This is a genomic window from Tengunoibacter tsumagoiensis (genome assembly GCF_003967535.1).
Lineage (GTDB): Bacteria > Chloroflexota > Ktedonobacteria > Ktedonobacterales > Ktedonobacteraceae > Tengunoibacter > Tengunoibacter tsumagoiensis.
In genome coordinates, this window is record NZ_BIFR01000002.1 from 1,369,811 (window position 1) to 1,395,029 (window position 25,219).

At 54.5% G+C, this 25,219-nt stretch carries 21 protein-coding genes; 16 read left to right on the plus strand and 5 right to left on the minus strand.

From position 1 onward, the window contains the following. Window positions 1–151: 151 nt before the first annotated feature. The 5 genes from EL628_RS25940 to EL628_RS25960 all read left to right on the plus strand — a co-directional run bounded on the left by EL628_RS25940 (window position 152) and on the right by EL628_RS25960 (window position 5,397). Window positions 152–1,336, plus strand: a complete 1,185-nt coding sequence (locus tag EL628_RS25940) for an RNA polymerase sigma factor (RefSeq protein ID WP_126582892.1) — start codon at window positions 152–154, stop codon at window positions 1,334–1,336. Then, complete coding sequence (locus EL628_RS25945) at window positions 1,333–2,346, plus strand: S41 family peptidase (RefSeq protein ID WP_126582893.1); 1,014 nt, start codon at window positions 1,333–1,335, stop codon at window positions 2,344–2,346. Before EL628_RS25940 ends, EL628_RS25945 begins: the two co-directional genes overlap by 4 nt. Before the next feature lie 640 nt (window positions 2,347–2,986). Beyond that, entirely contained in the window at window positions 2,987–3,358 is a 372-nt protein-coding gene (locus EL628_RS25950) for a hypothetical protein (RefSeq protein WP_126582894.1), read from the plus strand. 16 nt (window positions 3,359–3,374) lie between these two features. After that, window positions 3,375–4,316 (plus strand): AraC family transcriptional regulator, encoded by a 942-nt coding sequence (locus EL628_RS25955; RefSeq protein WP_161975774.1) that lies wholly within the window; start codon window positions 3,375–3,377, stop codon window positions 4,314–4,316. Between the two features lie 235 nt (window positions 4,317–4,551). Beyond that, window positions 4,552–5,397: an alpha/beta fold hydrolase gene (locus EL628_RS25960; protein WP_126582896.1), complete on the plus strand. Its 846-nt coding sequence runs from the start codon at window positions 4,552–4,554 to the stop codon at window positions 5,395–5,397. Window positions 5,398–6,039: 642 nt separating this feature from the next. On the opposite strand, the gene EL628_RS25965 is transcribed toward EL628_RS25960, so the two are convergent. Continuing rightward, window positions 6,040–6,807: an SDR family oxidoreductase gene (locus EL628_RS25965; protein ID WP_126582897.1), complete on the minus strand. Its 768-nt coding sequence runs from the start codon at window positions 6,805–6,807 to the stop codon at window positions 6,040–6,042. Window positions 6,808–6,824: 17 nt separating this feature from the next. Continuing rightward, window positions 6,825–7,616 carry an SDR family NAD(P)-dependent oxidoreductase gene (locus EL628_RS25970; protein ID WP_126582898.1) on the minus strand — a complete coding sequence of 264 codons (792 nt, stop codon included), beginning with the start codon at window positions 7,614–7,616 and terminating at the stop codon, window positions 6,825–6,827. Window positions 7,617–7,833: 217 nt separating this feature from the next. On the opposite strand from EL628_RS25970, the gene EL628_RS25975 reads away from it, so the two are divergent. The 3 genes from EL628_RS25975 (at window position 7,834) to EL628_RS25985 (ending at window position 12,426) form a co-directional block, all read left to right on the plus strand. Then, the gene (locus EL628_RS25975; RefSeq protein WP_126582899.1) at window positions 7,834–8,424 is read left to right on the plus strand and encodes a TetR/AcrR family transcriptional regulator; all 591 of its coding nucleotides are present in this window, start codon (window positions 7,834–7,836) and stop codon (window positions 8,422–8,424) included. Window positions 8,425–8,845: 421 nt separating this feature from the next. Then, window positions 8,846–10,642: an ABC transporter ATP-binding protein gene (locus EL628_RS25980; RefSeq protein WP_126582900.1), complete on the plus strand. Its 1,797-nt coding sequence runs from the start codon at window positions 8,846–8,848 to the stop codon at window positions 10,640–10,642. Next, window positions 10,639–12,426: an ABC transporter ATP-binding protein gene (locus EL628_RS25985; protein WP_126582901.1), complete on the plus strand. Its 1,788-nt coding sequence runs from the start codon at window positions 10,639–10,641 to the stop codon at window positions 12,424–12,426. Before EL628_RS25980 ends, EL628_RS25985 begins: the two co-directional genes overlap by 4 nt. A gap of 233 nt (window positions 12,427–12,659) precedes the next feature. Here EL628_RS25985 and EL628_RS25990 read toward each other — a convergent pair whose 3' ends face one another. Both EL628_RS25990 and EL628_RS31155 read right to left on the minus strand, forming a co-directional pair. Next, on the minus strand, window positions 12,660–13,802 hold the full coding sequence (locus tag EL628_RS25990) for an SMI1/KNR4 family protein (RefSeq protein WP_126582902.1): 1,143 nt from the start codon (window positions 13,800–13,802) through the stop codon (window positions 12,660–12,662). 295 nt (window positions 13,803–14,097) lie between these two features. Beyond that, window positions 14,098–14,697 (minus strand): TetR/AcrR family transcriptional regulator, encoded by a 600-nt coding sequence (locus EL628_RS31155; protein WP_161975775.1) that lies wholly within the window; start codon window positions 14,695–14,697, stop codon window positions 14,098–14,100. A 190-nt stretch (window positions 14,698–14,887) separates the two neighbouring features. Between EL628_RS31155 and EL628_RS26000 the strand changes: the two genes are divergently transcribed. Then, window positions 14,888–15,961 carry an alpha/beta fold hydrolase gene (locus EL628_RS26000; RefSeq protein ID WP_126582903.1) on the plus strand — a complete coding sequence of 358 codons (1,074 nt, stop codon included), beginning with the start codon at window positions 14,888–14,890 and terminating at the stop codon, window positions 15,959–15,961. 244 nt (window positions 15,962–16,205) lie between these two features. On the opposite strand, the gene EL628_RS26005 is transcribed toward EL628_RS26000, so the two are convergent. Continuing rightward, the gene (locus EL628_RS26005) at window positions 16,206–17,018 is read right to left on the minus strand and encodes an alpha/beta hydrolase (RefSeq protein WP_161975776.1); all 813 of its coding nucleotides are present in this window, start codon (window positions 17,016–17,018) and stop codon (window positions 16,206–16,208) included. Between the two features lie 661 nt (window positions 17,019–17,679). Here EL628_RS26005 and EL628_RS26015 point away from each other — a divergent pair. The 7 genes from EL628_RS26015 to EL628_RS26045 all read left to right on the plus strand — a co-directional run bounded on the left by EL628_RS26015 (window position 17,680) and on the right by EL628_RS26045 (window position 25,125). Beyond that, a complete protein-coding gene (locus EL628_RS26015; protein ID WP_126582905.1) occupies window positions 17,680–18,462 on the plus strand; it encodes a metalloregulator ArsR/SmtB family transcription factor in 783 nt (260 codons plus the stop codon). Beyond that, window positions 18,452–19,219 carry an MIP/aquaporin family protein gene (locus tag EL628_RS26020; RefSeq protein ID WP_126582906.1) on the plus strand — a complete coding sequence of 256 codons (768 nt, stop codon included), beginning with the start codon at window positions 18,452–18,454 and terminating at the stop codon, window positions 19,217–19,219. The genes EL628_RS26015 and EL628_RS26020 overlap by 11 nt, the downstream gene beginning before the upstream one ends. Beyond that, window positions 19,212–19,715 (plus strand): arsenate reductase ArsC, encoded by a 504-nt coding sequence (locus EL628_RS26025; protein WP_126582907.1) that lies wholly within the window; start codon window positions 19,212–19,214, stop codon window positions 19,713–19,715. Before EL628_RS26020 ends, EL628_RS26025 begins: the two co-directional genes overlap by 8 nt. Then, on the plus strand, window positions 19,712–20,158 hold the full coding sequence (arsN2, locus tag EL628_RS26030; protein WP_126582908.1) for an arsenic resistance N-acetyltransferase ArsN2: 447 nt from the start codon (window positions 19,712–19,714) through the stop codon (window positions 20,156–20,158). The genes EL628_RS26025 and arsN2 overlap by 4 nt, the downstream gene beginning before the upstream one ends. Before the next feature lie 69 nt (window positions 20,159–20,227). Further along, on the plus strand, window positions 20,228–20,926 hold the full coding sequence (sigZ, locus tag EL628_RS26035; RefSeq protein ID WP_126582909.1) for an RNA polymerase sigma factor SigZ: 699 nt from the start codon (window positions 20,228–20,230) through the stop codon (window positions 20,924–20,926). After that, on the plus strand, window positions 20,923–21,858 hold the full coding sequence (gene arsM / locus EL628_RS26040; RefSeq protein WP_218028997.1) for an arsenite methyltransferase: 936 nt from the start codon (window positions 20,923–20,925) through the stop codon (window positions 21,856–21,858). The genes sigZ and arsM overlap by 4 nt, the downstream gene beginning before the upstream one ends. 159 nt (window positions 21,859–22,017) lie before the next feature. Further along, window positions 22,018–25,125, plus strand: a complete 3,108-nt coding sequence (locus EL628_RS26045) for a LuxR C-terminal-related transcriptional regulator (protein ID WP_126582910.1) — start codon at window positions 22,018–22,020, stop codon at window positions 25,123–25,125. Window positions 25,126–25,219: the final 94 nt, after the last annotated feature.

Here is a 25,219-nt window from a genome sequence, read left to right on the forward strand (position 1 = left end):
ATCAGATACTGACAGTGTTGGGGGGTTGCCCACGGTAGGAACAGGAAGAACGAATTGCGACATCCATCCTCTACCCTGTGATGTTTTGGTTACAAGGAACCACAGAATAAGGAGAAAGGTGTTATGATAGACTATCCGTGAGGGGTGAAGTATGCAGTCCGAAATGAAAGAACTGGATCGCTCATTCGCTGTGCAGCTCGATGCACAGCGAGCGGCTCTGGTTCATCTGTGTCGTCGACTGACGATGAGCGTTGAATATGCTGAGGATCTGGTGCAAGAAACGCTCGTGGAAGCCTGGCGTTGTCGTCACCAGTTGCGCGATCTCCAGTCGCTTTCCCCGTGGCTGGCAGGGATTGCGCGCAATGTGTGTCATAGCTGGCTACGGAAGCAGCGGCGGCGAGCACCATATCTGACCATATCGCGTATTGAGGATGACCCCACAGAAACTCCTGTTCGCAATGGCATGCTTGACGATTTCGATATCGAAATCGACCTTGAACGCAAAGAGCTCATAGAGCTGCTTGATCGCGCTTTGTCTCTGCTTGATGCTGACACGCGTACTCTTCTCGTCAGGCGTTATGTGCATGAGTCTTCGTTGGCGGAGATTGCCAGGTTGCTTGACATTGCGCCGGGAACTGCGGCCATGCGCCTGCAACGTGGCAAGCTTGCTCTTCGACAAGTATTGGCGTCACGTTTTCCACAAGAGATTGCCGCTTACCTGCCACGACCTGTAGAGTCAGTTGTCTGGAAGGAAACAACCATTTGGTGTATGCGTTGTGGGCAACAACGTCTACACGTGCGTTTGCCCACGCGTTCTCATTACCTCAATTTTGTTTGCCCCAGATGTGATGGCTCTGGTGAGGCGGGATCGATTCACTGTCCGCTGCCTGGCGAGATCAAAGGGTACAAACGGGCACTCCTGTATTCGGTCAAGACCTATCAACCTGATAGTGCAGCCCAGACACTTCCCTGTCTTCATTGTCACCGTCCAAATCACATGTATACCTCATTTGCTCGTGATCTCCCTGAATGGGGGCGAGCCTGGAACGTGGAAAGAGGTCCTGAGCACGGATACTCTCTCTATACCTATTGCGATCACTGTATGATCTGGATGATGCTCTTCGCCAGCAGTTTTTTGCTTGGTCACTCCGACCTGCACGCCTTCTGGCAGCACCAGGAGCGGATCAGATTGCAACCGCCTCGCGAGATTGAATATGCGGGCCAGCCAGCACAACTCATTCGCTACGAGAGCGTCAGCACGACTGCCAGTGTTACGGTAGCCTTGTCAAAAGCACGATACCAGGTGTTGCAGGTATATAAGGATCAAAAGGTATGATAAACGAAGAGTTTTTATTAGATGATGCCGGGCGGCGACAGGTTGTGGAACAATTACTCAGCAAGGTGAAGGATCATTACCTTTTTGCGGATGTGGCAGAGGAGATCGTGCGCACACTCCAGAGTGATCTGGATGGAAAAGTGTATGAAGCAATTACCTCTGGGTCAGTGTTTGCTCAAGTGCTCACCGAGCAACTGCGTATGATCGGTCGTGATCGGCATCTGTTTGTGAGCTATTCAGAGCAGCCACAGCCAGAGCCAGCGAAGAAAGAGCGCCACGCGGTTGCTGATGAGGAGGTGGAACAATGGCGTATTGCAGAGTCGGTTCGTCAATTTGGTTTTGAGAGAATCGAACGGCTTGCCGGTAACATTGGCTATCTTGATCTTCGTGGTTTTGCCGAGGCCCGCTGGGCAACGGAAACAGTAATGTGGGTGATGAATATCCTCGGGAATACCTCAGCATTGATTCTCGATCTGCGCCAGAACAGGGGTGGGTGGCCCTCGATGGTTCACTTGCTGGTGAGCTATTTCTTTGCAGACGAAGTGCACCTGGGAGAGTATCACAGCCGTGAAGACCACGAAGTGCGTCAGTACAGAACGTTTCCCTATCTGGCTGGTGCGAAATATGTGAACAAGCCTGTCTATCTGTTGGTCAGTAGACAAACATTTTCTGCGGCCGAGGGCTTTGCCAATCATCTGCGTGCACAAAAACGTGCAATCATTATTGGTGAAACAACCGGTGGGGGTATATATATAGGGCGGCCTTTTTATCTTACGCCTCACTTCCAGGCATGGATCTCTACTGGAGGCATGAGGTCAGAGCCGCTGAGCGCTGATGAGGAGCCGGGAATTGTCCCGGATATCATCGTGCCCTCGGCAGAGGCCCTGACGAGGGCCCATGCTGAAGCACTCAAAAGCGTGTTGGATATCCTGGGTGAGCAACCATATGGCGCGTTGATCGGCCTCAAAGAAGAGGCTGAAGCGGCGTATCAGAAGCTTGCAGACCTTTAAGGTCCAGATTTATTTGTCAGTTGGGATCCAGGGCGTTCCAGTTCTGAGTTGGTCCTCTGGCGGCCACAGAGGCCCTCGCATCGGGAAGAGCGCGAAGAAGAGGAATAATACTGCATCAGGTTATTTCTCGGGCGCGACTGCGGTCTGGCCCGTGTCATCAGCCTCAATGAATTGATCCCTGACCCCTTCTCAATTCATTGTCCCCCCAGACAGGGGCCAGACCGCAGTCCATTGGTTGATACTAAATCGGAGGAAGGAGGAGATCGGAGAGACAAAGGTACGAGAGTCCTTGCAAAAACGGCTCAAAAGGAGGATGATCCTTGTATTCAAAAAACAAAACAGAAAGGATACTCCTCCATGACCAATCATACCGCATCCCCGCAAGACCCAGAAACCGTTTCCATCTCCGATCACCTTGTCCAGTTCTTACACCAGTTGGTCCGTCTCGATCCCTGCGAGCAGGGCTCTCTGCTTCCTCCCCGTGGCCGTCCCCGAACGCTCTCCTCGGAGCATCTGTGTGTATGCAATGGGCACCTCGTCCCCCGAGAGGGTTCACGACCTCGTGTCCTAGAAACAAAGCCACAAAAGCGATAGACTCCTGTGAAAAGTTGTTGAACGCCTTTGACACAGGAGTCTCGCTATGACCGAATCATACTCGCAACGCCTTCTTTTGTATACCCTGTTGCAAACCCATCCTGACTGGCAACAAGCGCACTTGGCCAACGTCACGGGCATGTCGGAGAGTTGGGTCAAGAAGTGGCGTCGTCGTTTGCGTCCCTATGTGCATGCTCCTTTTGACGTGGTGTATGTGGTCTTGCAAGGTCAGCCTTGTATGCGCAAGACTCCACCAGCGCATCTGTCGGTGGAAGAGGTGCTACCTCTTCCTGGCTCATTACCTCATCTGCAAGAACTGGAACGCCCTGGTTGGGATCTGAACAGCCTGGTAAGCCAGATGGATGCATGCTATACTTCAAAAGATGATGTTTTTCATTCGATCTACCTATGGAGATAGACAAGGAGCGGTTCCTATGCCTGAGAAGAGCGGCGTTTCTCACCCACTCTCAACATATTCTGCTGAAATCTTCCCTATCTCGTTGAGTGTGCAAGCTGGTTGGGAGAGCATACAGGGGCAGATTTACCATGCACCTGCACAAGTTGAGAGTGCTCTGGTTCCCGCTATCCCTGATCTTTCGTTGGTCATGGTCACTCACGGAGGTGTATTTCTCGAAATCAGAAATACACATGGCTCCGGGCCATGGAAAGCGCTCTATACCAGCGTGGGGGATTGGTTTTTGATACCCGGGGGTATGCCGTATGAATTTCGCTGGCGAGACAAAGATCTCTCCTCGGGTCCGCTCCAGATACTTCGTCTGCACCTGAGTACGGCTCTTGTCCAACGCGTTTCTGAGCAGCTTGCAGATCGTGATCCTGCTCATGTCGAATTTGTCGAGCGCTCAGGTTTCCGAGATCCATTACTTACCCAAATTGGATTGGCCTTACAACAGGATTTGCAATCCCCTGTATCTCAAGGAAAGCTCTATGCGGAAACGGCTGCGCAAATGCTAGCAGTGCACCTCTTCCGCTACTATCTGACCATAGAGAATTCCATCGAAGAGCCCTTACAACGCCTGACACGTCAGCAAGTGAAGCGAGTTATCGAGTATATACTGGCTCATTTAGATCAGAATCTCTCCCTGGAGGTGCTTTCGCAGCAGCTCGGTTTCAGTGTCTTTCACTTTGCTCGCCTGTTTCGACAGGCAACAGGAGAGAGCCCGCATCGCTTTGTGCTGCTCAAACGGATTGAGGCGGCACAGCATCTGCTCGAAACAACGGACCGCCCTCTGGCCCAGGTAGCGCTTGAGATGGGTTTTCCCAACCAGAGCCATTTCACCCAGGTTTTCAAAAAGCATATCGGCCTCACCCCTCTACAGTACCGACAAGATCATCAAATCAAAGCACATTTTGAATAGCGAGAGCAAGAACACAGAAGAATCCCCTGCTGTTTTCGCCTATCATTGGATTATCACATTGATCCTCAATCTTCCTTGAGAGAACATCGAGAGAACATCGGAACTGAGAGGATCGCTGCGAGCCCGCCTAATCAATGAGATGATCAGGTTGTGACCCAACATTTGAAGGAGAACTCTCCTCAGCAATTGGAGGGTCCAGGGAAAAATCGAGTAGAGACTATCAGGAGGGTCCTTTATGCCACGTATTGAAACGAACGATCATGCCAGCTTATACTATCGCTCGTGGGGGATAGGTAAACCCGTTGTCTTTGTGAGTGGATATGCCTGGAGTGGAGCGATGTGGGAATATCAGATGATTTCCCTGTCTGAACAAGGAGTGCGCTGTATTGCCTATGATCGGCGCGGCCATGGCCGCTCGGATGATCCGGGAGACGGCTATGATTTCAACACATTAGCGGACGATCTCGCCCAACTGCTCACCCAGCTTGATCTCCGCGAGGTCACACTAGTTGGCCAATCGATGGGCTGCTGCGAGATTGCTCGCTATCTCTCTCGTCATGGAGCCAGCCGCGTTGACCGCGTAGCTCTGATCAGTCCGGCTGTATCCTGCATTCTCCAGTCCGAGGAAAACCCATCGGGAGTGCCCAAATTCGTTCTCGATCAGCATCTTTCCTCATTACAGCAAGATCGTCCACTCTACTTAAACGGAGTCGCAATCAAATATAGTGGTCTAGGATCGACATGGCCCTGGCCATCGCTTCTTTCGCCCGAGATGGCGCAATGGGGAGTACAACAGACACTCGAAACCTCCCTCAAAGCCCTGATCGAGACGCTACGCTCTCACTGGGGAACGGATTTTCGCCCCGATCTGCACGCATTCACGATGCCAACGTTAGTCATTCATGGGGATAGTGATCAAAACGCCCCGCTGGAGTCGTTTGGACGACCAGCTGCACAGGCCATTGTTCAAAGTCAGCTCAAGGTCTATGAGGGTGCAGCACATGGCCTGTTTCTGACCCATAAAGATCGCCTCAACGACGATCTCCTGACGTTTGTGCAAAATCGAGGGGTATCGCACTGACCCTCATAGACCTTGAACTGCACGATGGCAGCTAACATGTAGACGGGTAATGCTCGCTCACTGTCGTCCGTTAACATCTGTAGAACTATCGGCGTTTTCCTGATGAAAGACAAACTCAGCCTCAGTTAGAAGGCAGTACCGTATCTTTTCAGAGGAAAACGCCGAAGAGGAGTGAGTGATATAAGGTAGAGACGCAAGCCGCAAGCAATGCTGGCCTACTTCCCTGCTGTCTTACGCATTGCCCCCCACGAAACCAGTAACACGTGGGGGGAAAAATACCTGGGATGGTGCTTTAGCCCATTGAACTGAACAAGCTTGAGGAGGAGAACGTTCTGCTCACACGAGCAAAAGCGGACAGCGCTCCTCCTCTCGACCACCAATCTACGAAGTAAAATAGACTCGCCATGTTGCGACCCGTGCGATGCACACGTCAGCCCGGGTCATGAACAACCCAGCGGATCTTATCAAAGCGGCTTCAGGGGAAATTCCATGTTTTTCTCCAATCCTTCCTCTCCATGCAGTTACCATGTTTTCAATCAACTTGATCAGGACTATGTAGGTCAGTATGAATGGATTTAAATTACCAGAAAAGGCTCTGACTTTTTCTAGATCAAGTTCATTGATTTGCCTCAATGAACAAATTTATGGCAAAGCCTCAATACCTTTTACCGACACCAGGAAGACTGTTCCTTCTCTACTGTCAGGTTGCCTTGCGAACTCGACGACCGCGTTGGCAACCTCTTCCGGTGTTTGCGATGATCCTCTCATTTTGATGAAATCAGTGACTGAAAGACCAGCAGAGGAAGCATACGCCTCGACCGCAGCTTTTCCCAGGTCTGTTTCTGGCATCAGGCCCCCCGGCGCAAGCGCGAGGAAGCGCATATCAAGATCCAAGCGCTCAGCTTCTTGCTGGGCATAACGTGCGATAAACATCTGTGTGCGCTTTGAGCCGGAGTAGCCGCTTGAAAGGGGTGAACCACCGATGGCTGCGCCGCTGGAAATCAGGATAATGGTCGCCCCAGTGGGAAGTGGAGCGGTCAGCGCGGCCTGCGAGAAGAGCAACGACATCTTGACATCGCTATTCCAGTTGCGCGAGAACTGCTCGAAGCTTTGCTCCACAAGTGGTGCGGCATGCGGAATGGCGCCCGCACAGACAATCAGGATATCAGGCAACAGTGTGGCAAACGCTGTCGCGGGAGCGTGCTCGGAGCTTGCATCAAGCGCGAGGACGCGAACACCTGGAAATGCATCAGCGAGCTTTTTGAGCGGCTCTTCCTGCCGCGCGACGGCAAGCACCTGCGCGCCTTGCGCGTGGGTTGCGGCAACAATAGCGCGTCCTACACCTTTACTCCCTCCGACGACGACAACATTCTTGCCGTATAAGCTCTGTGTGTTGACCGTTTCGTCCATATCCTCTTCTTTCTTTCCTAGTCGGCGATTAAGCCACAACTCAGGTTCACAACAGCCGCCGTCATGGCACTGGATTGATCGGACGCCATAAAGGCGGCCACATTCGCAACCTCCGCAAGTGTGGGCAGCCGCTTCAGCAGGTTCAAATTAGCGCTGAAATCCTGGACTGCTTCGCGCGTCAAACCCAGGGCTTCAGCATGAAGACTATACACTTCGATAATCGTCGCCGTCTCTGGGATGGCATCCGACCGCAGGCAGATGGCGCGGATACCCTGCTGTCCATATTCCGCCGCCAGGCTGCGGGTGAGCGCTTCGATCGCCGCCCACGATGGTGCCATGCCTCCCACGTAAGAGGCAGCGGTGCGGGCAGGGGTGGCAGTGAGGGTCAAGATCACACCAGACTTCTTCTCGACCATATGCCGCGCCGCCGCTCTGGTCGTCAAGAAGTGGGACTTCATGTAGGTCATGATGGGAAGAGTGAAGCTCTCAGGTGAGAGCTCGACGAGCGGTATTCCCTGAACTCCTCGCTGAGGAAGCGAGATGGTATTGAGCGAGATGTCAATCCCTCCAGCCTTCTCGACGACAGCGCTCAGGTGTTTCTCGACGGCCAGTTCATCGAGCGCATCGACCTGGGCTGTCTCAGCGACTCCTCCCGCGGCAAGAATGTCGCTGGCCACGGCTTCGACTGAAAGAAGCGAGCGACCAGTCAGGAAAACGTTTGCCCCCTCACGGGCGAAGGCGCGAGCAATCGCCCCGCCGATGGCTCCTCCAGCCCCGTAGATGACAGCATTCTTGTTGGTCAGTAACATATCGATTCTCCAATTCCTTTTGAATAATACAGAACTGTTCTGTTCTCTCTGAGAGTATGCAGAACTGTTCTGTCTCGTGTCAAGGGGAGATGGAACGTCGCAGTGAATCGACACAACTTCGATCTGCCTGGTGCAGATTTCACTTCTTGCAGAAGACGGATCTGCGTGCTACAATAGACACAGAACTGTTCTGTTCAAGAGTGAAAGGTGGAAAGAAATGACAATAGGACACTCATCGGCGCGCCAACGTCTTCTGGAGACGGCGAGCGAGTTGTTTTATCGAGAAGGGATTCGTGCTATTGGTGTCGATACTATTGTCGAGCGGTCTGGTGTGGGAAAGGCCACCCTCTACCGGCATTTCCCCACCAAAGATGATTTGATTGCTGCCTATATTGAGGAAGAGGACCGCGCTCATCTGCGGTGGTTTGAAGAAATCATCGCGGCACCTGATCGTTCGCCAAAGGAACAATTGTTGGCATGGTTCGAGGCGTGCGATCAGCGCATCAAAGAGCCAGGGTTTCGTGGGTGCCCTTTTTTGAATGCCATGGCGGAAATTGCCGAGCCGGAGCATCCGGCATATCAACATGCAGTCCAGCATGAAAAAGCCTTACGAGATCGACTGGCTCAGATCAGCCAACAGGCAGGTGCACGCGATCCTGAACAACTGGCTGATCAACTCCTGCTAGTTGTCAACGGAGCGCTTGCTTCCGCCTCACTCTTCGGCGAGTCTTCCCCGGCGCATCAACTCAAAACGATCGCTGCTCATTTGATTGACCTACAACTTGAGCATACCCAGATAAAATCTTGAGATAAACGTCATATGTGTCTCTATCCTCTTGTAAGAGTAGCGATGATTGTGTATACTCATTACTATGCTACTGTTTACCCATTTTCTACCCAATGTGGAGACGCATCAATGGTAAGTGCACAGAAGTGTTTTTTGCTGCAAAGCTCGTATGGCAAAGCCGCAGCTGTGGCCCAAGGGGCTACTCTGCCCTTTTTGCCTGCGTGCGCCTCCATTCTGTGCGGTCCATAACCTCTTCAGACAAACAGTAGACTGCAACTCTCACCGGCGTATGCAGCAGTGCAACCGGTGCGGGTGTTTGCGTGTTATGACACTGCTTTCCATCCTCTCTTACCCACCCCCTGGATGAATCGCATCTTTCTCGGATGCATCTCAGCGGTTGCTCTTGCTGCTTTCTTATGAATATGGAAAGTTAGAGGAACCGATGAAACTTTCTCAAGTATTCCAGTCCCTCAAGGCTCGCAATTCACCGACGCGGGTCACCCTGCAGCAGTATGGGACGCTCTTCGCAACCTACCTGGGTCCACAGTGGCTCCGGGTCTGCTTTATGGCGCTCTTACTCATCGGTAGCATCGTGTTAGATCTGCTGGGACCGCAGATTATTCGCGCATTTATCGATACGATTCAAAGCAACAGGAGCATGCAGGTGCTAAGCATCATCGCTCTGTTCTACATTGGGGTGGCGCTTGGCCGCAGGCTGGTCGCAGCTTTCGCTACCTACTTCTCTGAAGATGTCGGCTGGAACGCTACAAACCAGTTGCGCGCCGATCTGACACGTCACTGCCTGAACCTGGATCGCTCCTTCCACGCAGCACACACCCCCGGTGAGCTGCTGGAACGGGTTGATAGCAATGTGGAGACTCTGGCCGACTTTTTCTCACAATTTGTGATTCGCATCCTGGGCAGCGGCATCTTGATGCTGGGTATACTGGTGTTGATAGCACGCGAGAATATCTGGTTGGGCACAATTCTGGGCGTGTATCTCGTTCTGAGCAATATCATCTTTGTTTACGTGCAACAACGGGCTACCTCGATCTACCAGTTGCATTGGCAGGCGGAGGCCGAGCTGAGTGGCTTCTGGGGTGAACTATTTCATGGACTGGAAGATATCGCAGCAAGCGGCGCGGGCCGCTATATTATGCGTCGCTACTTCCACTTGCAGCGCCAAGAGAATGCGACTGAGATCAAGAGCATTGTCTTCTGGGCAGGCTTTGAATGCACTGGTTTAATTCTGGATGTGCTCAGCATGCTGATCGTGCTGATCTTGAGCGCATCCTTGTTTGTGCAGGGTATGATCTCGCTGGGCACTCTCGTCCTGCTCCTGACCTATACCGCTCAGTTGCTCGATCATACTTTGGATATCGCTGAGCAACTCGGTACGCTGCAGCAAGCCACCGCCAGCATCGAACGTATCAACGAAATCTACCATACACAAAGCTGTGTCCAGAATGGTCTGGGCGTGACCTTCCCCACAGGCGCGTTGGCTCTGACCTTCCAGGATGTCTCCTTCTCTTACGAGGCCGCGCAAACTGTTCTGCACAACATCTCTTTCCAACTGGCAGCAGGCGAAGTTGTGGGGCTGATCGGACGCACTGGTAGCGGCAAAACGACGCTCATGCGTTTGCTCATGCGCTTCTACGACCCCACATCTGGCTCTGTGTGCCTGGGCGGGCAGGATCTCCGCCAGGCGCATCTGGACGACCTGCGCGCGCGCATTGGGCTGGTTACGCAAGAAGTGCAACTCTTTCGGGGCACGTTACGCGATAATGTGACCTTTTTTGCTGACACTATCCCTGATCAACGCATCCTGGAGGCTATCGAGCAATTGGGGATGAGCACGTGGTACGAGCGCTTACCACAAGGCCTGGATACGGAACTGGGCAGCGATGGCGGCGGGCTGTCTGCGGGCGAGGCTCAACTGCTGGCTTGTATTCGGGTCTTTCTGCAAAATCCCCAATTGCTCATTCTGGACGAGGCTACCTCACGCCTGGACCCCGCGACCGAGAAGGCCCTGACCCAGGCCACACAGCGCCTCATGGCCGGGCGCACGGCTCTTGTGATCGCCCACCGCCTCAGCACAGTTGAACGCGTCGATCACATCATGGTGCTGGAAGATGGGCGCATCCTGGAGTACAACACGCGGGCAGCGCTTGCCTGCGACCCTACATCTCACTACAACCAATTGTTGAGAATGATGAACTCAGAGGAGATGCTTGCATGAAAACGCGCTCTTTTGTTTGGCGGATCATCTCCTTCACGCGCAAAAATTACATTTGGGCGGTGTTGCTACAACTGCCGCGCCGACTCCTGCCACTTGTACCAGCATTACTGGTGCAGCAGATTATTGATCACCTGACGCAGCACAGGCAGCTCGACGCCACTATCTGGAGCTTGCTCGGCTTGATGCTAGGCTATCTGCTGGCACGTGTGACCGCGCTGATGGCGGTCCAGTTCACTGAGCGCCTACCCATGTTCAAAACGGAGACGCTTCTGCGTACAAATCTGCTGGAACATCTGCTGAGCCAGCCAGGTGCTGCCGCCTTGCCTCGCGACAGCGGCGATATGATCAACCGTTTTCAGAAGGATAGCGGGAACCCTGGCTTTTTCCTGGTAATGGGCGCCTTTGTCTTTGGCATGAGCATTGAGACGTTGGTTGCGCTGTTTATCATGGCGCGTATCAACATGCAGATCACGGTTATCGCCGTTCTCCCGTTGCTGGTTGGGAATATCATCGTCAACACGCTGGGCAAACGTGTTGAACACTATCGGCGCAAGAGCCGCGAGACGTCCAGCGCGGTCAGCAACTACCTCGTCGACATGTTTGGTGTGGTCCAGGCCATTCAGGTGGCCAGCGCGACTCCCAATATTGTCAGGCGCTTTCATGGTCTGAACAATCAACGCCGCGTGGCCTCGTTGCGCGAGAATCTCTTTAGCAACGTGGTCCTCGGCGTGTTCGGCACAGGCATTGCAAGCATCAGTACTGGCCTGATCCTGCTGCTGGCTGGCAGCTCCTTGCGGACTGGCCATTTTACCATCGGCGATCTCACCTTGTTTATCGCCTATATGGGCGGCACGATTGGTCGCTTCAGCGATGAAATGATTGCACAGATTACCAGATACCGCCAACTTGCAGTGGCGCAGGAGCGTCTCACAGAACTCATGCCCGGAGCAACGCCAGCCGCGCTTGTCACTCCTGGATCTTTCTACCAGCAGATTGCAACGTTCGACACGCCAGTGAGTATGCCCCAGATCGAAGAGCGTTTAGAACAGCTGGAGGTACACAATCTGAGCTACGCGTATCCGGGTACTGAGCGAGGAATCACAAACATCAACCTGCGTTTGGAGCGTGGTCAGTTTGTGGTGATTACCGGGCGTATCGGTTCCGGCAAAACGACGTTGTTGAGGGTAATACTCGGCTTGTTAGCGAAGCAGGAGGGTGAGATCCGCTGGAATGGTGCGGTGGTGAACGATCCTACGGCGTTCTTTAGGCCGCCACACAGCGCCTATACTGGGCAAACGCCTCACTTGTTCAGCACAACGCTGCGCGAGAACATCACCCTTGGTCTGCCGCTCAATGAGATCCAGGTCCAGCGGGCAATCCACACGGCGGTTATGGAACGGGATGTGGAGATGCTGGCCGATGGCCTGGAGACGATAATCGGTCCCAAGGGCATCAAGCTCTCTGGTGGGCAGGTTCAGCGCACGGCAGCGACCCGCATGTTCGCACGCTCATCTGAATTGCTGGTATTTGACGATCTCTCTAGTGCTCTCGATGTGGCTACTGAGCAGCAACTCTGGGAACGCCTCCTGGCACGGCAGAAAGAGGAACATCCCATCACCTGCCTCCTTGTCTCGCATCGCCGCGCCGTCCTGCAGCGCGCTGATACCATTCTCGTTCTCAAGGAGGGTCGCGTGGAGGCGAGCGGCACTGTCGCCGAACTTCTGCTCACCTCTCCTGAGTTTCGCGCTATCTGGTCGAGCGGAAGAGAAGAAGCTTCTGTCTAACGCAAAAGAGCCCACTGATGATATTCCTCCTGGAATGTCATCAGTGGGCTTAATATCCTCCGCTCTCTCCACATCGCTGATACGGAGGTAAATCCCTTTTGTGGGACTGAGTTCTGCTTCGTCAAAAAGAAAAAGAATTCGTGTGCTCATAGCCTTTTTGTCTACATGAGTCTGGCACAGATCTGGTGCTTCAAGCCCATCAGCAGGGCCCTTGCAGGTCTTATAATGCCGCGTTATTTTTTGAGTAATCTGTGCACCTCCAGGTGCGCCACCGTTTCCTTTACAGGCACATCTTGAGAGTCTTGCGGGTTGACCCAGAACGTGACCCACGGCAAGCCAGCTAATGATTTCTGTTTGTTGATGCTCCATTTCTCAAGAGCCTCGAAACCTTCTTCCGCAACCAGGCGTAGGTCGGCTGGACCCATCACCTCGCGATCTACTTCCTCAGAAACAACAATCCTCTCAAGACGACGATGACAGATCTGGGGCAGTGTGGCCGAGATGCCTTCTGGGAACGTACCAACGTGCATGCGAGGGTCATCGCTTCTCGCTTCTTCCACGACGATGCCAACCTCCAGAGCAAGCTGATGGTTTGACTTCTTCTCGTAGTGCACGTAGACCATCATCACAAACTCTATCAACGGTTGGATACCCTGCCGTTCCAAGAAGGCTCTTACCTCGCCATAGAGCGTATTGATTGACTCTGCAAACGAGCTTTCGGGGATCATCGTGTGAGTACTGATCATTGGGGCAGCTGAATGGCCACGTTCTCTTACCCGTCCCCAGTTGCTGCGCGTGCGGTGTTCTGGCCGCCAGATATTTTCCGGTTTGGTGAGATTGTCCCCATTCATCACATATGTCCCGGCTTCCAACTGGTCGGCAAAGGTCGCCAATAACTCATGGAAGCTTGTCGCAAGCACCCTGGTCGGGCCTACCTCGTGATCGAACGAAATAATCTGCCCCACCTGGCCTCCTGCTGCGGGAGCCAGGTCGATACACCAGTGGTTGCCCGCTCCATCACCCGTGAGTGTGAGCCATGCTGGATGCCACCAGACCGGTTGAATGGGGCCGGAGAGGTACTCAGGCTTGCGGATCAAGTCATATCCCAGGCGGTCTTCCCAGCCGATTTGCCCCTGGAACATCCCTGAGAGATCATACAGGATCGACTGATCCATCAAGAAGCTTCCCTGGCTATAGCCATTATGTCTGCGGTACGAAGCTTTGACATCTTCGGGAATGATCAGCCCTCCCATGCCTGCCTCAATTTCGCGAATTTCTTCATCTGTTATCCCAGGTTTCAGCGCTTTCGCAATGTCTGGCGCGTTCGCTGCTAGCCAGTTTTCGATACGCTCCCAGAGTCTGTCTATTGAATCCATGCATCACTCCTTTTTCTCTACTCTCATTTAAGTTTGCTCTCTTTCTTTTCTATTCTCATCTATGCAGAGAAAAAGGTTACCATCACCTAACTAAATGGGGCCTCGACATAAAAAGCTCTAGATTCCGCTAGCAGAGGTCAAATCGTCGGGGAGAGGGCCGCCGGGAATAAGCTGGACGGTGATGGCCGAAGGCGTCATACTAGAAAGGTGTCCTCCTTCTGAGAAAAAATTTGAGGTTTCTTCTCTTTTAGGAGGCACTTTTTTTCTAGGATAGCAAACTTGGCATAGATTTGTGCTAGCGGATCATTCCCTCACTCCCCATCGCCATCAATCTCCAGTAGAATTCTCCCATGTCCTCGGCAGAGGGAGAGAGGTCGTGGTTGAGCCACCAGAAGAGGAGGCCGAACAACGCTCCAGCGGCGGAGGCCGCAATGATTTCCCTTCTTGCCGACGATGTTTTTTCCCTGCTCAATGGCTCGACGATACGCCGTTGATAGAGCTCGGCAAAGTACGCTCTCATCAAGTCTCCTATGCTGGCGGGTCCCGCTTCTCTCAGTAGCGCTCGGTAAAGGTGCTGCTGGTGTGCCACATGATGAAACACACGGATGCTGCGGGTACGATAGAGACACGTTTCTTCTTCGTCAGGCTCAACCTCTTGCCGCAACTCGTCAATGAGCGCTTTGATACTGGCTTTCAACAACTCCTCTTTGTCTCGGTAGTGCAGGTAAAACGTGGTCCGTCCGAGATTCGCTTGCTCCGTAATGTCCTGGATCGTGATAGCCTCGTACCCACGTTCAATGATCAGGGCAAATAAGGCGTCACGCAGCAAACGACGCGTGCGCTGGATACGACGATCTAGCGATGGATCTCTGTGTATCTCTCTTCCTTTGTCCAATTCTCAACACTTTCTGCAGTTCTGTTCGAGATCTTGCGCAAAGCCGGTTTTTTCTTGACCGCTTTGTTCTGCTCGTCCTACAATACAGTTCTCACCAGAGTGAACGTGATGTTCAGTAGTGAGGGCTTTGTCGATGAGTATAGCACTTCCACCACTTGTGTGGAAGGAGAGAAGGAGTATTTTGCGAACAATGGGCAACACACTAATTCTTCCCGGTATTTCCCACCAGTCGATCAAAACAGACCGACTCAGGACGGCGTACCTCCAAGCAGGCGAAGGGGAGATTCCTCTCATCCTGCTACATGGCAATTGCGCCTCATCCTTCTTTTTCCAGGATTTCATGCTGGCGCTCGCCAGAACAGGACGCTACCGGATCTATGCTCCCGACTTGCGAGGCTTCGGCTACAGTGAGCGGCTGCCAATCGACGCGACGCGTGGGGCATGTGAGTTCTCCGATGACCTGGCGGCACTGATTCGTTACCTGGAGATTCCCCCTTTCCACCTGTTCGGATGGTCCCTTGGGGGCAATGTGGCGATCCAATATGCTCTCGATTACCCAGGGATGGTGCGTTCCTTGATTCTCCAGGCGACCGGTTCGCCCTTTGGTTTGGGTGGAACACGAGATGAAGATGGAACCCCGATCTGGCCAGATTTCGCCGGGAGTGGCGGCGGCGCGGCAGCCAGTCCTGAGTTTGTGCAGCGGTTAGCCTCAGGAGATCGGGGCCAGGACCGTTTTTCGCCTCGGACCATCCTCAAGATGCTCTACTTCAGCCCTGTATTTGCTCTTGCTGCGGAGCAGGAAGAACGGCTGCTCTCGGCGTTGCTGATGACAGCGGTAGGGCCAGAGTATTTTCCAGGGGCCATCATTCCGTCGAGCTACTGGCCACTGGTCGCACCAGGGGAGTGGGGGATGAATAACGCTTTCTCTCCAAAGTATCTCGACCAACGTGCCTTCATCACATTGCGAGAAAAGCCTCCCGTTTTGTGGGTGCATGGAACGCATGACCAGATCGTCTCTGATACCTCGCTGATTGATTTTGGGGTTCTGGGACAACAGGGGCTGGTGCCAGGCTGGCCTGGGCTGGTGGTCTATCCACCGCAGCCGATGAAAAAGCAGATCCACAGGTTCTTACGTACTTATCAGGAGCATGGTGGGCGCTACCAAGAGGTGGTCTTGCAGGAGTGTGGGCATACCCCACATCTGGAGAAACCAGAGGAGATGCTTCAGGTATTGCTGGCTTTTCTTGAGGAACAGGAAGGTTGAAAACAGTCAGAGAAAAATATGCTTGTTCTATTTCTGAATCTACCAGAGGAGATTTCGCAATAGCCGTGTCGCTCAGAGCTATTGCGAAATCGCAAGCGAGAGTTTTATCAGTCCATTCAAGCCAGATGGCAAAAGTTCTGCCCCGTGACTCTGATTGGATCACAACAGCATGGTTCATCGACGCTGAACTGTCTTGAGAGACGAGAGCTCTCAGCGGTTATGAAGCTCTTTGCTCTGCTCTCCTCTAGACAATGTCACATAGCTGTTTTTGGAAGAAGGCCAGCACCTCACGAACATCTATCCTCCAGTCGTTGTGGAGAGTGTGACCACCGTCAACAGGGACAAATGTCACATTGGCGCCAACTGCTTTGAGCGCCTCATATAACAACACGGCTTGCTGGAAGGGGACAATATCATCTTGCGTGCCATGAATGATCAGAAAAGGTGGGACAGCGCTGGTGATGTAGGAAATAGGATTGGCACAGCGAGCCAGTTCCATCCGCTCCTGTACAGGTCCACCCAGGAGACGCGCTTCTGGCGAATCTGGAGCATCGTGCCACCCTCCCATACGCAACAGGTCAGTAGGACCAGAAAGAGTAGCGACGGCCTGCACCTGGACCGAATACCTTTCAACAACGGGGGTGTCTTCTGGAGTCTGTCGGTCCCCGGAGGTTCCCAACAGGGCAGCAAGATGCCCACCAGCAGAGTGACCACAGGCACCTATGCGTTGTGTGTCGAGGTGGTACTCCTCGGCATGTTCATGCAACCAGCGCACGGCCATCTTGATATCCTCAATCTGAGCGGGAAAGATGGCCTCGCCACTCAAACGATACTCAATACTGATGGTAAAAAAGCCTTGCTCTGCGAAGAAGCGGTTATGTTCAGCTTCCCTACCCCCTTGATACCACCCACCTCCATGAATTTGGACGACCACTGGCATGCGGTTCTCTGGCAGTGGCTCTGGTCGCATGATATCGAGCAATAAAGGCTTTCCATCGTTAGTTATGCCATAACAGATATCGGGAATGATGATGGGGGTAAACGAAGTAGGACTCATGGTCAAGCTCTCCTTACATAAACCTTTCTCGAAAAGGTCAAAAGTTCGATAGTAAATGATGATACTGGAAGAAGGTGAGCAGCCAGAAACATGAACGAAAAAACGCATGTGCCGCTGAGCGTGAGGCAGCTTCAGAAACGAGGTCGAGAAAGGGAGATCAGTGTATCTGAGAGATGCTGACCAGGAGCCAGAAGCTGCTAACCCGTTAACATGCAGAACGAGACAAAACAATATATCGGTTGCATTGCGGCAACAGTATTGCTTTTCAATCACATGCACTGGCAAATGTTAGCGATGGTCAGGCATATGATAGCTCCTCGGAATTTTTTACTTCTTTACGAGAATACATGAGTCCGAACAGAAAATCAAGACGCGAAACTGCGCCAACGTCTCCTCTCCAGACACACTCATCGGTGCTTAGGCACGAGAATATGATTTTAATGGTGCTCACAGAGCTTTCGTTTGTTGATGTAGGGTAGGTATTGAGGGAGTGATGATTTGAATACTTGAGGACTCTGGCAACCTTTCGTACCGAGAGGCCTACTTTCAGTAGCTCTTCGATCCGTTCTTGATCTGCGTCCAACTTGCTTTTCTCCTGACGCTCTGCTACAATCCATCAAAGCAATTTGATGCAAAATATTTTGATGGAAAAGAGAGTAACATGATAGGTACGGTCTCCCCTCCTCCTATTCTCAAGCTGGTTGCTCATGAGATACGGTGGGCTATTATCCGCGAACTGGCGCACTCAGATTATCGCGTCCAGGAATTAGTAGAGCGCCTGGCGTTCCCACAAAATCTGGTATCCTATCACTTGCGAAAACTGCGCGAAGGCCATCTGGTGAGCGAGCGACGCAGCAGCGCAGACGAACGTGAGGTGTATTATCAGCTTGATCTCAATCACGTACAGGAGCGTTACCTGGCCGCAGGTTTCCTCATCCACCCCGCAATCGCCCCCTCAGCAGATCACGAGGGGCGACAAAAGTCTTTCTCATCCGCATCTGGCGCACGAGTTCTGTTTCTGTGTACGGAGAACAGCGCGCGATCCCAGATGGCGGAAGCCCTTCTCCGTCATCTGAGCCAGGGAACCATCGAGGCCGTCAGTGCAGGAAGTCAGCCAGCAGATCGGATTCATCCGCTGGCCCGACAGGTTATGGAACAACAGGGTATTGATATGCGACAAGCCGTTCCCAAACATCTAGACCTCTTTGAGGATCAGCACTTCGATGCCATCATTACCGTCTGTGATCGCGTCGTAGAGTCCTGCCCCGACATGGTGTGTGGACACGAGCCGATCCACTGGAGTCTGGCTGATCCAGCCGCTGTCCAGGGCACCGATGCAGATCGGCTGACGGCGTTCGAGCAGACCGCAGAGCACTTGAGCACGCGTCTTCACTTCTTTCTTCCCGTCCTGGATCTGGCGCAAAGGAGTCGCAATGCACAGTAATGATTCACCCACCGTCGCTCCTGGTCCAGTTCACCTTCGTGCGTATGTGGCAGAAGGACTGGGCACCTTTGGTCTGGTCTTTGCTGGCTGCGGAGCCATTATGATTGATACCCTCTCTCATGGGGCTGTAACTCATGTTGGCGTGGGCCTGGTCTTTGGGCTGATTGTCACTGCTATGATCTATGCCTTCGGGCATATCAGTGGCGCCCACTTCAACCCGGCAGTCACGCTTGCGTTTGTGCTCGCGCGCCATTTCCCTGTCCGGCGGCTCGTTGGCTATTGGCTGGCTCAACTGCTGGGTGCGGTGCTGGCCTCGCTCTGCTTACGGCTGCTCCTGGGCAACGTCGCCATGCTTGGGACGACGCTTCCCGCAGGCACAGGGGGAGCCTGGCAATCGTTTGGACTGGAATTCCTCCTCACCTTTTTTCTGATGATCGTTATTATGGCGATGGCAACAGACACTCGCGCTGTTGGACAGGCTGCAGCCCTGGCGATAGGCGCGACCGTCAGCCTGGAAGCGCTCTTTGCTGGCCCAATCTGTGGAGCGTCCATGAATCCCGCTCGGTCGCTGGGTCCGGCACTGATCAGTTGGACCTGGGATGCCCAGTGGGTCTATGTCCTGGCCCCTCTCGTCGGGGCCGTTGCTGGAGCCCTTGTCTATCAATGGGTCCGGCAGGGGCATCCACGTTCCACCACTGATGACGCTCTCAAACCGGTTGAGATACCATCTACCCAGGAGGAGACCACCTATGTCTGAAGACCACAGTGCTTCATCCTATCCATTGCGAGTGCTCTTTCTCTGTACTCACAACTCATCGCGTTCCCAGATGGCCGAAGGACTGTTGCGTGCTCGTGGGGGAGCCAGTTTTGAGGTCATGAGTGCGGGAACCGAACCGGGTATCGTCCATCCCCTGGCGATCAAAGCGATGCAGGAGAGTGGCATTGATCTTAGTGAGCATCGTTCCAAAAGTCTGGAGGAGTTTCGTGCGCAACCCCCAGTTGATCTGGTGATTACCGTGTGCGATGAGGCTGCCGAAGCGTGTCCCTATTTCCCCAACGCGAAACGGCAAGTCCATTGGGGCTTTGCTGATCCCAGTCGCGTCCAGGGAAGCGACGAGGAGCGCCTCGCCGCCTTTCGCAGGACGCGCGATCTCATCACCACTCGTCTGAACTTCTTCCTGACACATGCACCGTTCTCCTCCCTCGATGAGGCATACGCCGCAGCGATCGCGACGATGGAGCCAGGAGTATGAGCCTGATCGCCAGGGCACAACCAGAAGATGTTCAAGCGGTGCTCACACTCCTCACGCGTTGTGGTCTTCCTCAAGCGGGCCTCTCAAATGCTCTGGAGAGCCTGCTCATTGCCCGCGAAGGCCATCAGATCGTGGGATGCGCAGCGCTGGAACTGTATGGATCGGTGGCGTTGCTGCGATCGGTCGCCGTTGATCCTCTCTCCCGCTCATCGGGGCTCGGACACCAGATGGTCGAAGCGCAACTGGCCTATGCACGCACTCATGGTATTGGGCAGATCTACCTGCTCACCGAAACAGCTATAGAGTACTTTCCCCGCTTTGGTTTTCAATTGATCGAGCGGTCAGCCGTCGCGCCAGCGATTCGCACATCGGTGGAATGGGAAGTCGCCTGTCCACAGAGCGCACATGTCATGGTGGTGCAACTGGGAACCGGGCACGTGTAGAGGATGCGTCCTTTTGGCGCGTGCTCCGTCTCTGGTGATAAGAACACAACCAACGAGAGGAACACCGCAATGGACACACTGACTGAGCAGGCGTGGGAAGCCTTTCACACGCCGCTCCATTCTTTTATTCGCCGCCGCGTGGCTGATGACGCAGTAGCCGAGGATCTCTTGCAAGACGTCTTTCTCAAAATTCATCAGCATGGGAGCCACCTGAGAGATGCGCGACGGCTAGAAAGCTGGATCTACCAGACTACCCGCAACCTGATTGTGGATCATTATCGCAGCCGTCAAAGAGCGCTGACGTCCCTGGATGCAGCATTGGACCTGGAATTGCCAGAGGACCTCCCTGATGATGATGTCGTGAGCGAACTGCTCCCGTGCGTGCGTGCGATGGTCCTGGCTTTGCCGGAACAAGATCGTCAGGCATTAATCCTTACGGAGTACCGGGGCCTCACCCAGAAGGAACTGGGCGAGCGCCTGGGGATTTCTTTGTCTGGGGCAAAGTCACGGGTTCAACGGGCGCGTGAGAAACTCAAGCAAGAACTGCTGGCGTGTTGCCACTTTGAGCTGGATCGTCGCGGCCACATCCTCGACTATCAGCCTCGCTGCGACTGCTGCGAGCAATCGGCCTGTTGCAGCGACACCAACGCAGATGGGGACCCTGTGGTGCGTCCTTTTTTGCCATCCTCCGTCTCTTCAAGTACAAATAAAAGCGAAGGGCGTGGTGCTCTTCTGCCCGTGAGAAATGGAAAGGAAACGAGCAAATGAACACAGTTCCCCAGAGTGATGAACAATTACGACAAGAGGTAAGTGCCAGGTATGCGCGAACCGCCTTACAGGTGCTTGGTACCACAGAAACCAACACTGCTTCTTGTTGCGGTCCAAGCTGTTGTGGGCCATCAGAAAAGGCAGAGACACCACCGCCAACAGAGGCATCCTCTTGTTGTGCATCAACCTGCTGCTCTTCTGATGTGAGCCAGGGCAACCCGATTACCTCTCACTTGTACACCCAGATGGAGTTGGGCGAGATCCCGGTTGCGGCTGCCCTGGCCTCGCTGGGATGTGGCAATCCGACGGCGCTGGCCGAACTGATCCCCGGCGAAAAGGTCCTGGATCTGGGCAGTGGTGGCGGCATCGACGTGCTGCTCTCAGCAAAACGCGTGGGACTAACAGGCTTCGCCTACGGTCTTGATATGACCGATGCCATGCTCGCGTTGGCGGAGCGCAACCGAAAAGAGGCAGGGATTGAGAACGTCCAGTTTCTCAAGGGCATCATTGAAGCCATCCCACTCCCGGCAAACAGCGTGGATGTTGTCATCTCGAACTGTGTGATTAACCTCTCAGCTGACAAAGGGCAGGTCCTGCGCGAAGCCTATCGAGTCCTGACTCCGGGCGGTCGTTTTGCGGTCTCTGATATCGTCGTGCAGGGGGAACTGCCACCCATCCTGCGCCGCGATATGGAGTCCTGGGCCGGGTGCGTGGCTGGCGCATTAGAAGAAGAAACCTATCGCGCGCTTTTACAGAAAGCCGGGTTTGTCGAGATCGAGATCGAGATTACACGGCGCTATTCGTTGGATGATATCGCTTCCAGTGGCGCGAGCGCTTCTGTGACAGCCCTCTCGCCAGAGGAACGCACCTCCGTCGATGGCCGGTTTATCAGTGCCTTCGTCCGTGCACGCAAACCCGAAACTCTGAGATAGTTACGTGTTTCCAGAGATTCACAAAAGGGCACCTTCTCTTTTGTGAATCTCTTTTTTCTCAAGATGATGGGATATAATGCACAGAGATGATCCTTTGGCTTGCGGGTTGTCCGCGAGCCTTCATACGTTGTGTGTTTCGAGGACCAGAGGAGATCTCGCATGCGTGATGGACCGACGGGAACGATTACGTTGCTCTTCGCCGATATCGAGGGACCGACGCTCCTGCGGCAAGACGTGGGTGAGCAGTATGCCTGTGTGCTGGCCGAGTGCCGACAGCTGCTGCGCACAGCTTGCCAGCAGGCTCACGGCTACGAAGCCGATGCCCAGAGAGATGCCTTGTTCTTCGCTTTTGCGCGTGCCGCCGACGCCGTCTCGGCTGCCGTGGTCGCCCAACGCGCTCTAGATTCCCATGTCTGGTCCAATCACATGATGGTGCGCATGCGTATGGGGCTACATACAGGGGAGCCACAGCGGATTGATGAAAGGTACGTAGGCCGGGATGTGCATCTGGTGGAGCGCATTCTGCAGGCCGGGCATGGCGGTCAGGTGCTACTCTCGCAGGCCACTCGGCACCTGATGGAGCACAACCTGCCTGAAGGGGTGAGCTTGCGAGACCTGGGAAAGCACCGTCTCAAGGACTTCCAGCAGCAGAATCGGCTTTTCCAGCTCGTCATTGCTGACCTGCCCGCCGATTTTCAGCCTCTCTTGACCCTTGATCCCCATCCTCATCCTCTGCCTATACAGCCTACCCCATTCATTGGGCGCAAGCGGGAAGTCGCCGCTGTGCAGCGACTCCTGCTGCGCGAAGAAGTGCGGTTGCTGACCCTGACCGGACCCGGTGGCAGTGGCAAAACGCGGCTGGCGTTGCAGGTGGCCCCCGAACTCCGCAACTCCTTCCCCGATGGCATCTCGTTTGTGAATCTGGCTTCCATCCGTGATGCCGAACTGGTTGCGCCAACTATCGCCCAGGCGTTGGGTGTGAAAGAGAGCCCCACCCAGGTTCTGGGGGAACAGTTGCACGCTTTCCTACAGGAGAAGCAGTGTCTGTTGCTCCTCGACAACTTTGAGCAGGTGATGAGTGCTGCCAGCATCCTCTCGGATCTGTTGGCGCGCTGTCCACAACTCAAGCTGTTGGTCACCAGCCGTGCGGTGCTCCACCTTTTAGCGGAGTACGAGTTTGCCGTCCCGCCGCTCTCGCTGCCCGATCCCACCCACCTGCCCGAACTCGCGACGTTGTCACAGTATGAGGCGGTGGCGCTCTTCAGCGCACGCGCCCAGGCACTCCAGCCCGAGTTCCAGGTAAATAATACGAATGCCTCGGCGATCGCCGAAATCTGTGCCCGCCTGGATGGCTTGCCTTTGGCGATTGAACTGGCCGCGGCTCGCATGAAACTGCTACCGCCACCCGCACTGCTCGCGCGCCTGGAAAGCCGCCTGACAGTGTTGGCGGGTGGCGCGCGAGACGCACCGGAGCGGCACCAGACGTTGCGCAAAACCATCGAGTGGAGCTACCGCCTCTTAGACGCTGATGAGCAGCGACTCTTCCGGCAACTCTCCGTCTTTGCTGGTGGCTGCACCCTGGAAGCTATTGAGGCGGTTTGCGCGGCTGTTGATCCCCAGACCCCTGCCATCTGGCAGTTGGATGCGATAGCCTCCCTTATTGACAAGAGTTTGCTGCAGCAGACTGAGCACGAGACCGCAGATCCGCGGCTGGTGATGCTGGAGACTATCCAGGAATACGGGCAGGAAACGCTCGCTGCCGCTGGAGAAGCGGAGGTGACGCGAACCGCTCATGCTCACTATTATCTGGCCCTGGCAGAAACAGCGAAACAGGCGTGGAACAGTCCGCAGCAGGCGGCATGGTTTGCGCGGCTGGAGCAGGAGCAGGGCAATCTGCGTGCGGCCACGAATTGGCTGCTTGAGCAAGGAGAAACAGACGGGGTTTTCCGCCTCTTAATCGCTCTCTGGTGGTTCTGGTATGCCCACGAATACCGACGGGAGGGGTGGAACTGGCTTTCGCGGGCGCTGGAGCAATCCGCAGGGGGAGAGGTGTCGCTACGGGCCAGGGTGCTGTGGGCTGCTGGGAGCCTGGCCGGTTCCCTGGGTCACTTTGAGCAGGGAGAAGCGCTGTGTCAAGAGAGTCTGGCATTGTTCCGCAGGCTTGCAGATATGCAGGGGATGGGCGAGGCCTCCTTCCATCTGGCCCATCTCACGTTCGCGCGGTGGGACCTGGCAACTGCGCGAAGGCAGTTCGAGGAGAGCCTGGTATTCTTTGGAGAAGGAGGCGACAAGACCCTCATGGCCTGGGCGCTGGGTGCGCTGGCGCTGGTCGTCCTCTACCAGGGGGAGTACGCCAGGGTCCAACCACTGGCAGTACAAGCAGGTGAGATGTGCCAGGTAGTGGGCGACATGACTGGGATAGCTATGTCGCTCATCACTCAGGCACGTGCGGCGTTGTGGCAAGGGGAACTCGTGCAAGCGCAGACCCTGGTAGAGAAGAGCCTCGCAAGCGTAAGGGAAACGAGCATCATGAGTGCGCAAGCGCTTGCTCTCGCTCTCCAGGGGGAGATTGTTCTCGCTCAAGGGGAGACGGCAACCGCGCGCCTGCTGATGGAACAAAGCCACGCACTTTGGCAGGAACTCGGCAATCAGGGAATGCTCGCCTCGATAGGCTCTCTTCGCGGAAAGATCTTCGCTGCGGAGGCGGACTACACCGCCGCAGGCACCGCGTATGAAGAGAGCCTGCGGAGAGGTCTGGCTGTTGTGGATCTGGTCCCTACAATTGAAGGTCTGGCTGCCGTCGCTGCGATACAGGGTAAGACAAGGTGGGCAGTGCGACTGTGGGCTGCTGCGGCAACCCTGCGCGATTCCTATGGAACACCTCTACCACCCCTCTTCCGGACTGACTACGAGCGCTCCCTGGCTGCTGTCCGTACCCAACTAGGAGAGCAAGCCTTTGCGCTGGCCTGGGCCGAGGGACGTGGCCTGACCTGGGAGCAGGCTCTGGCAGCCCGAGAAATCGTGGCGATTTCGCACGAGACTACACCCCTGGCGAAATGGCCATCTCGCTTTCCTGACGGGCTGACAGCACGTGAAGTGGAGGTGCTGCGCCTGCTGGCTCAGGGACTCACCGATGCGCAGATTGCCACGCAACTCATCATCAGTTCACACACAGTCAACACTCATCTGAAGGCGATCTATGGGAAAATCAAGGTCTCCTCGCGGAGTGCTGCTACCCGCTATGCTCTCGAACAGCACCTGGCCTAACTTGTCTCTCCCCACTTATCGCTTGCCTGCTTCAAGGGAGCCTCCCTTGCCCGCACACGCCTGGAGGAAGCTTGAAGATACCTGAAACCTCGCC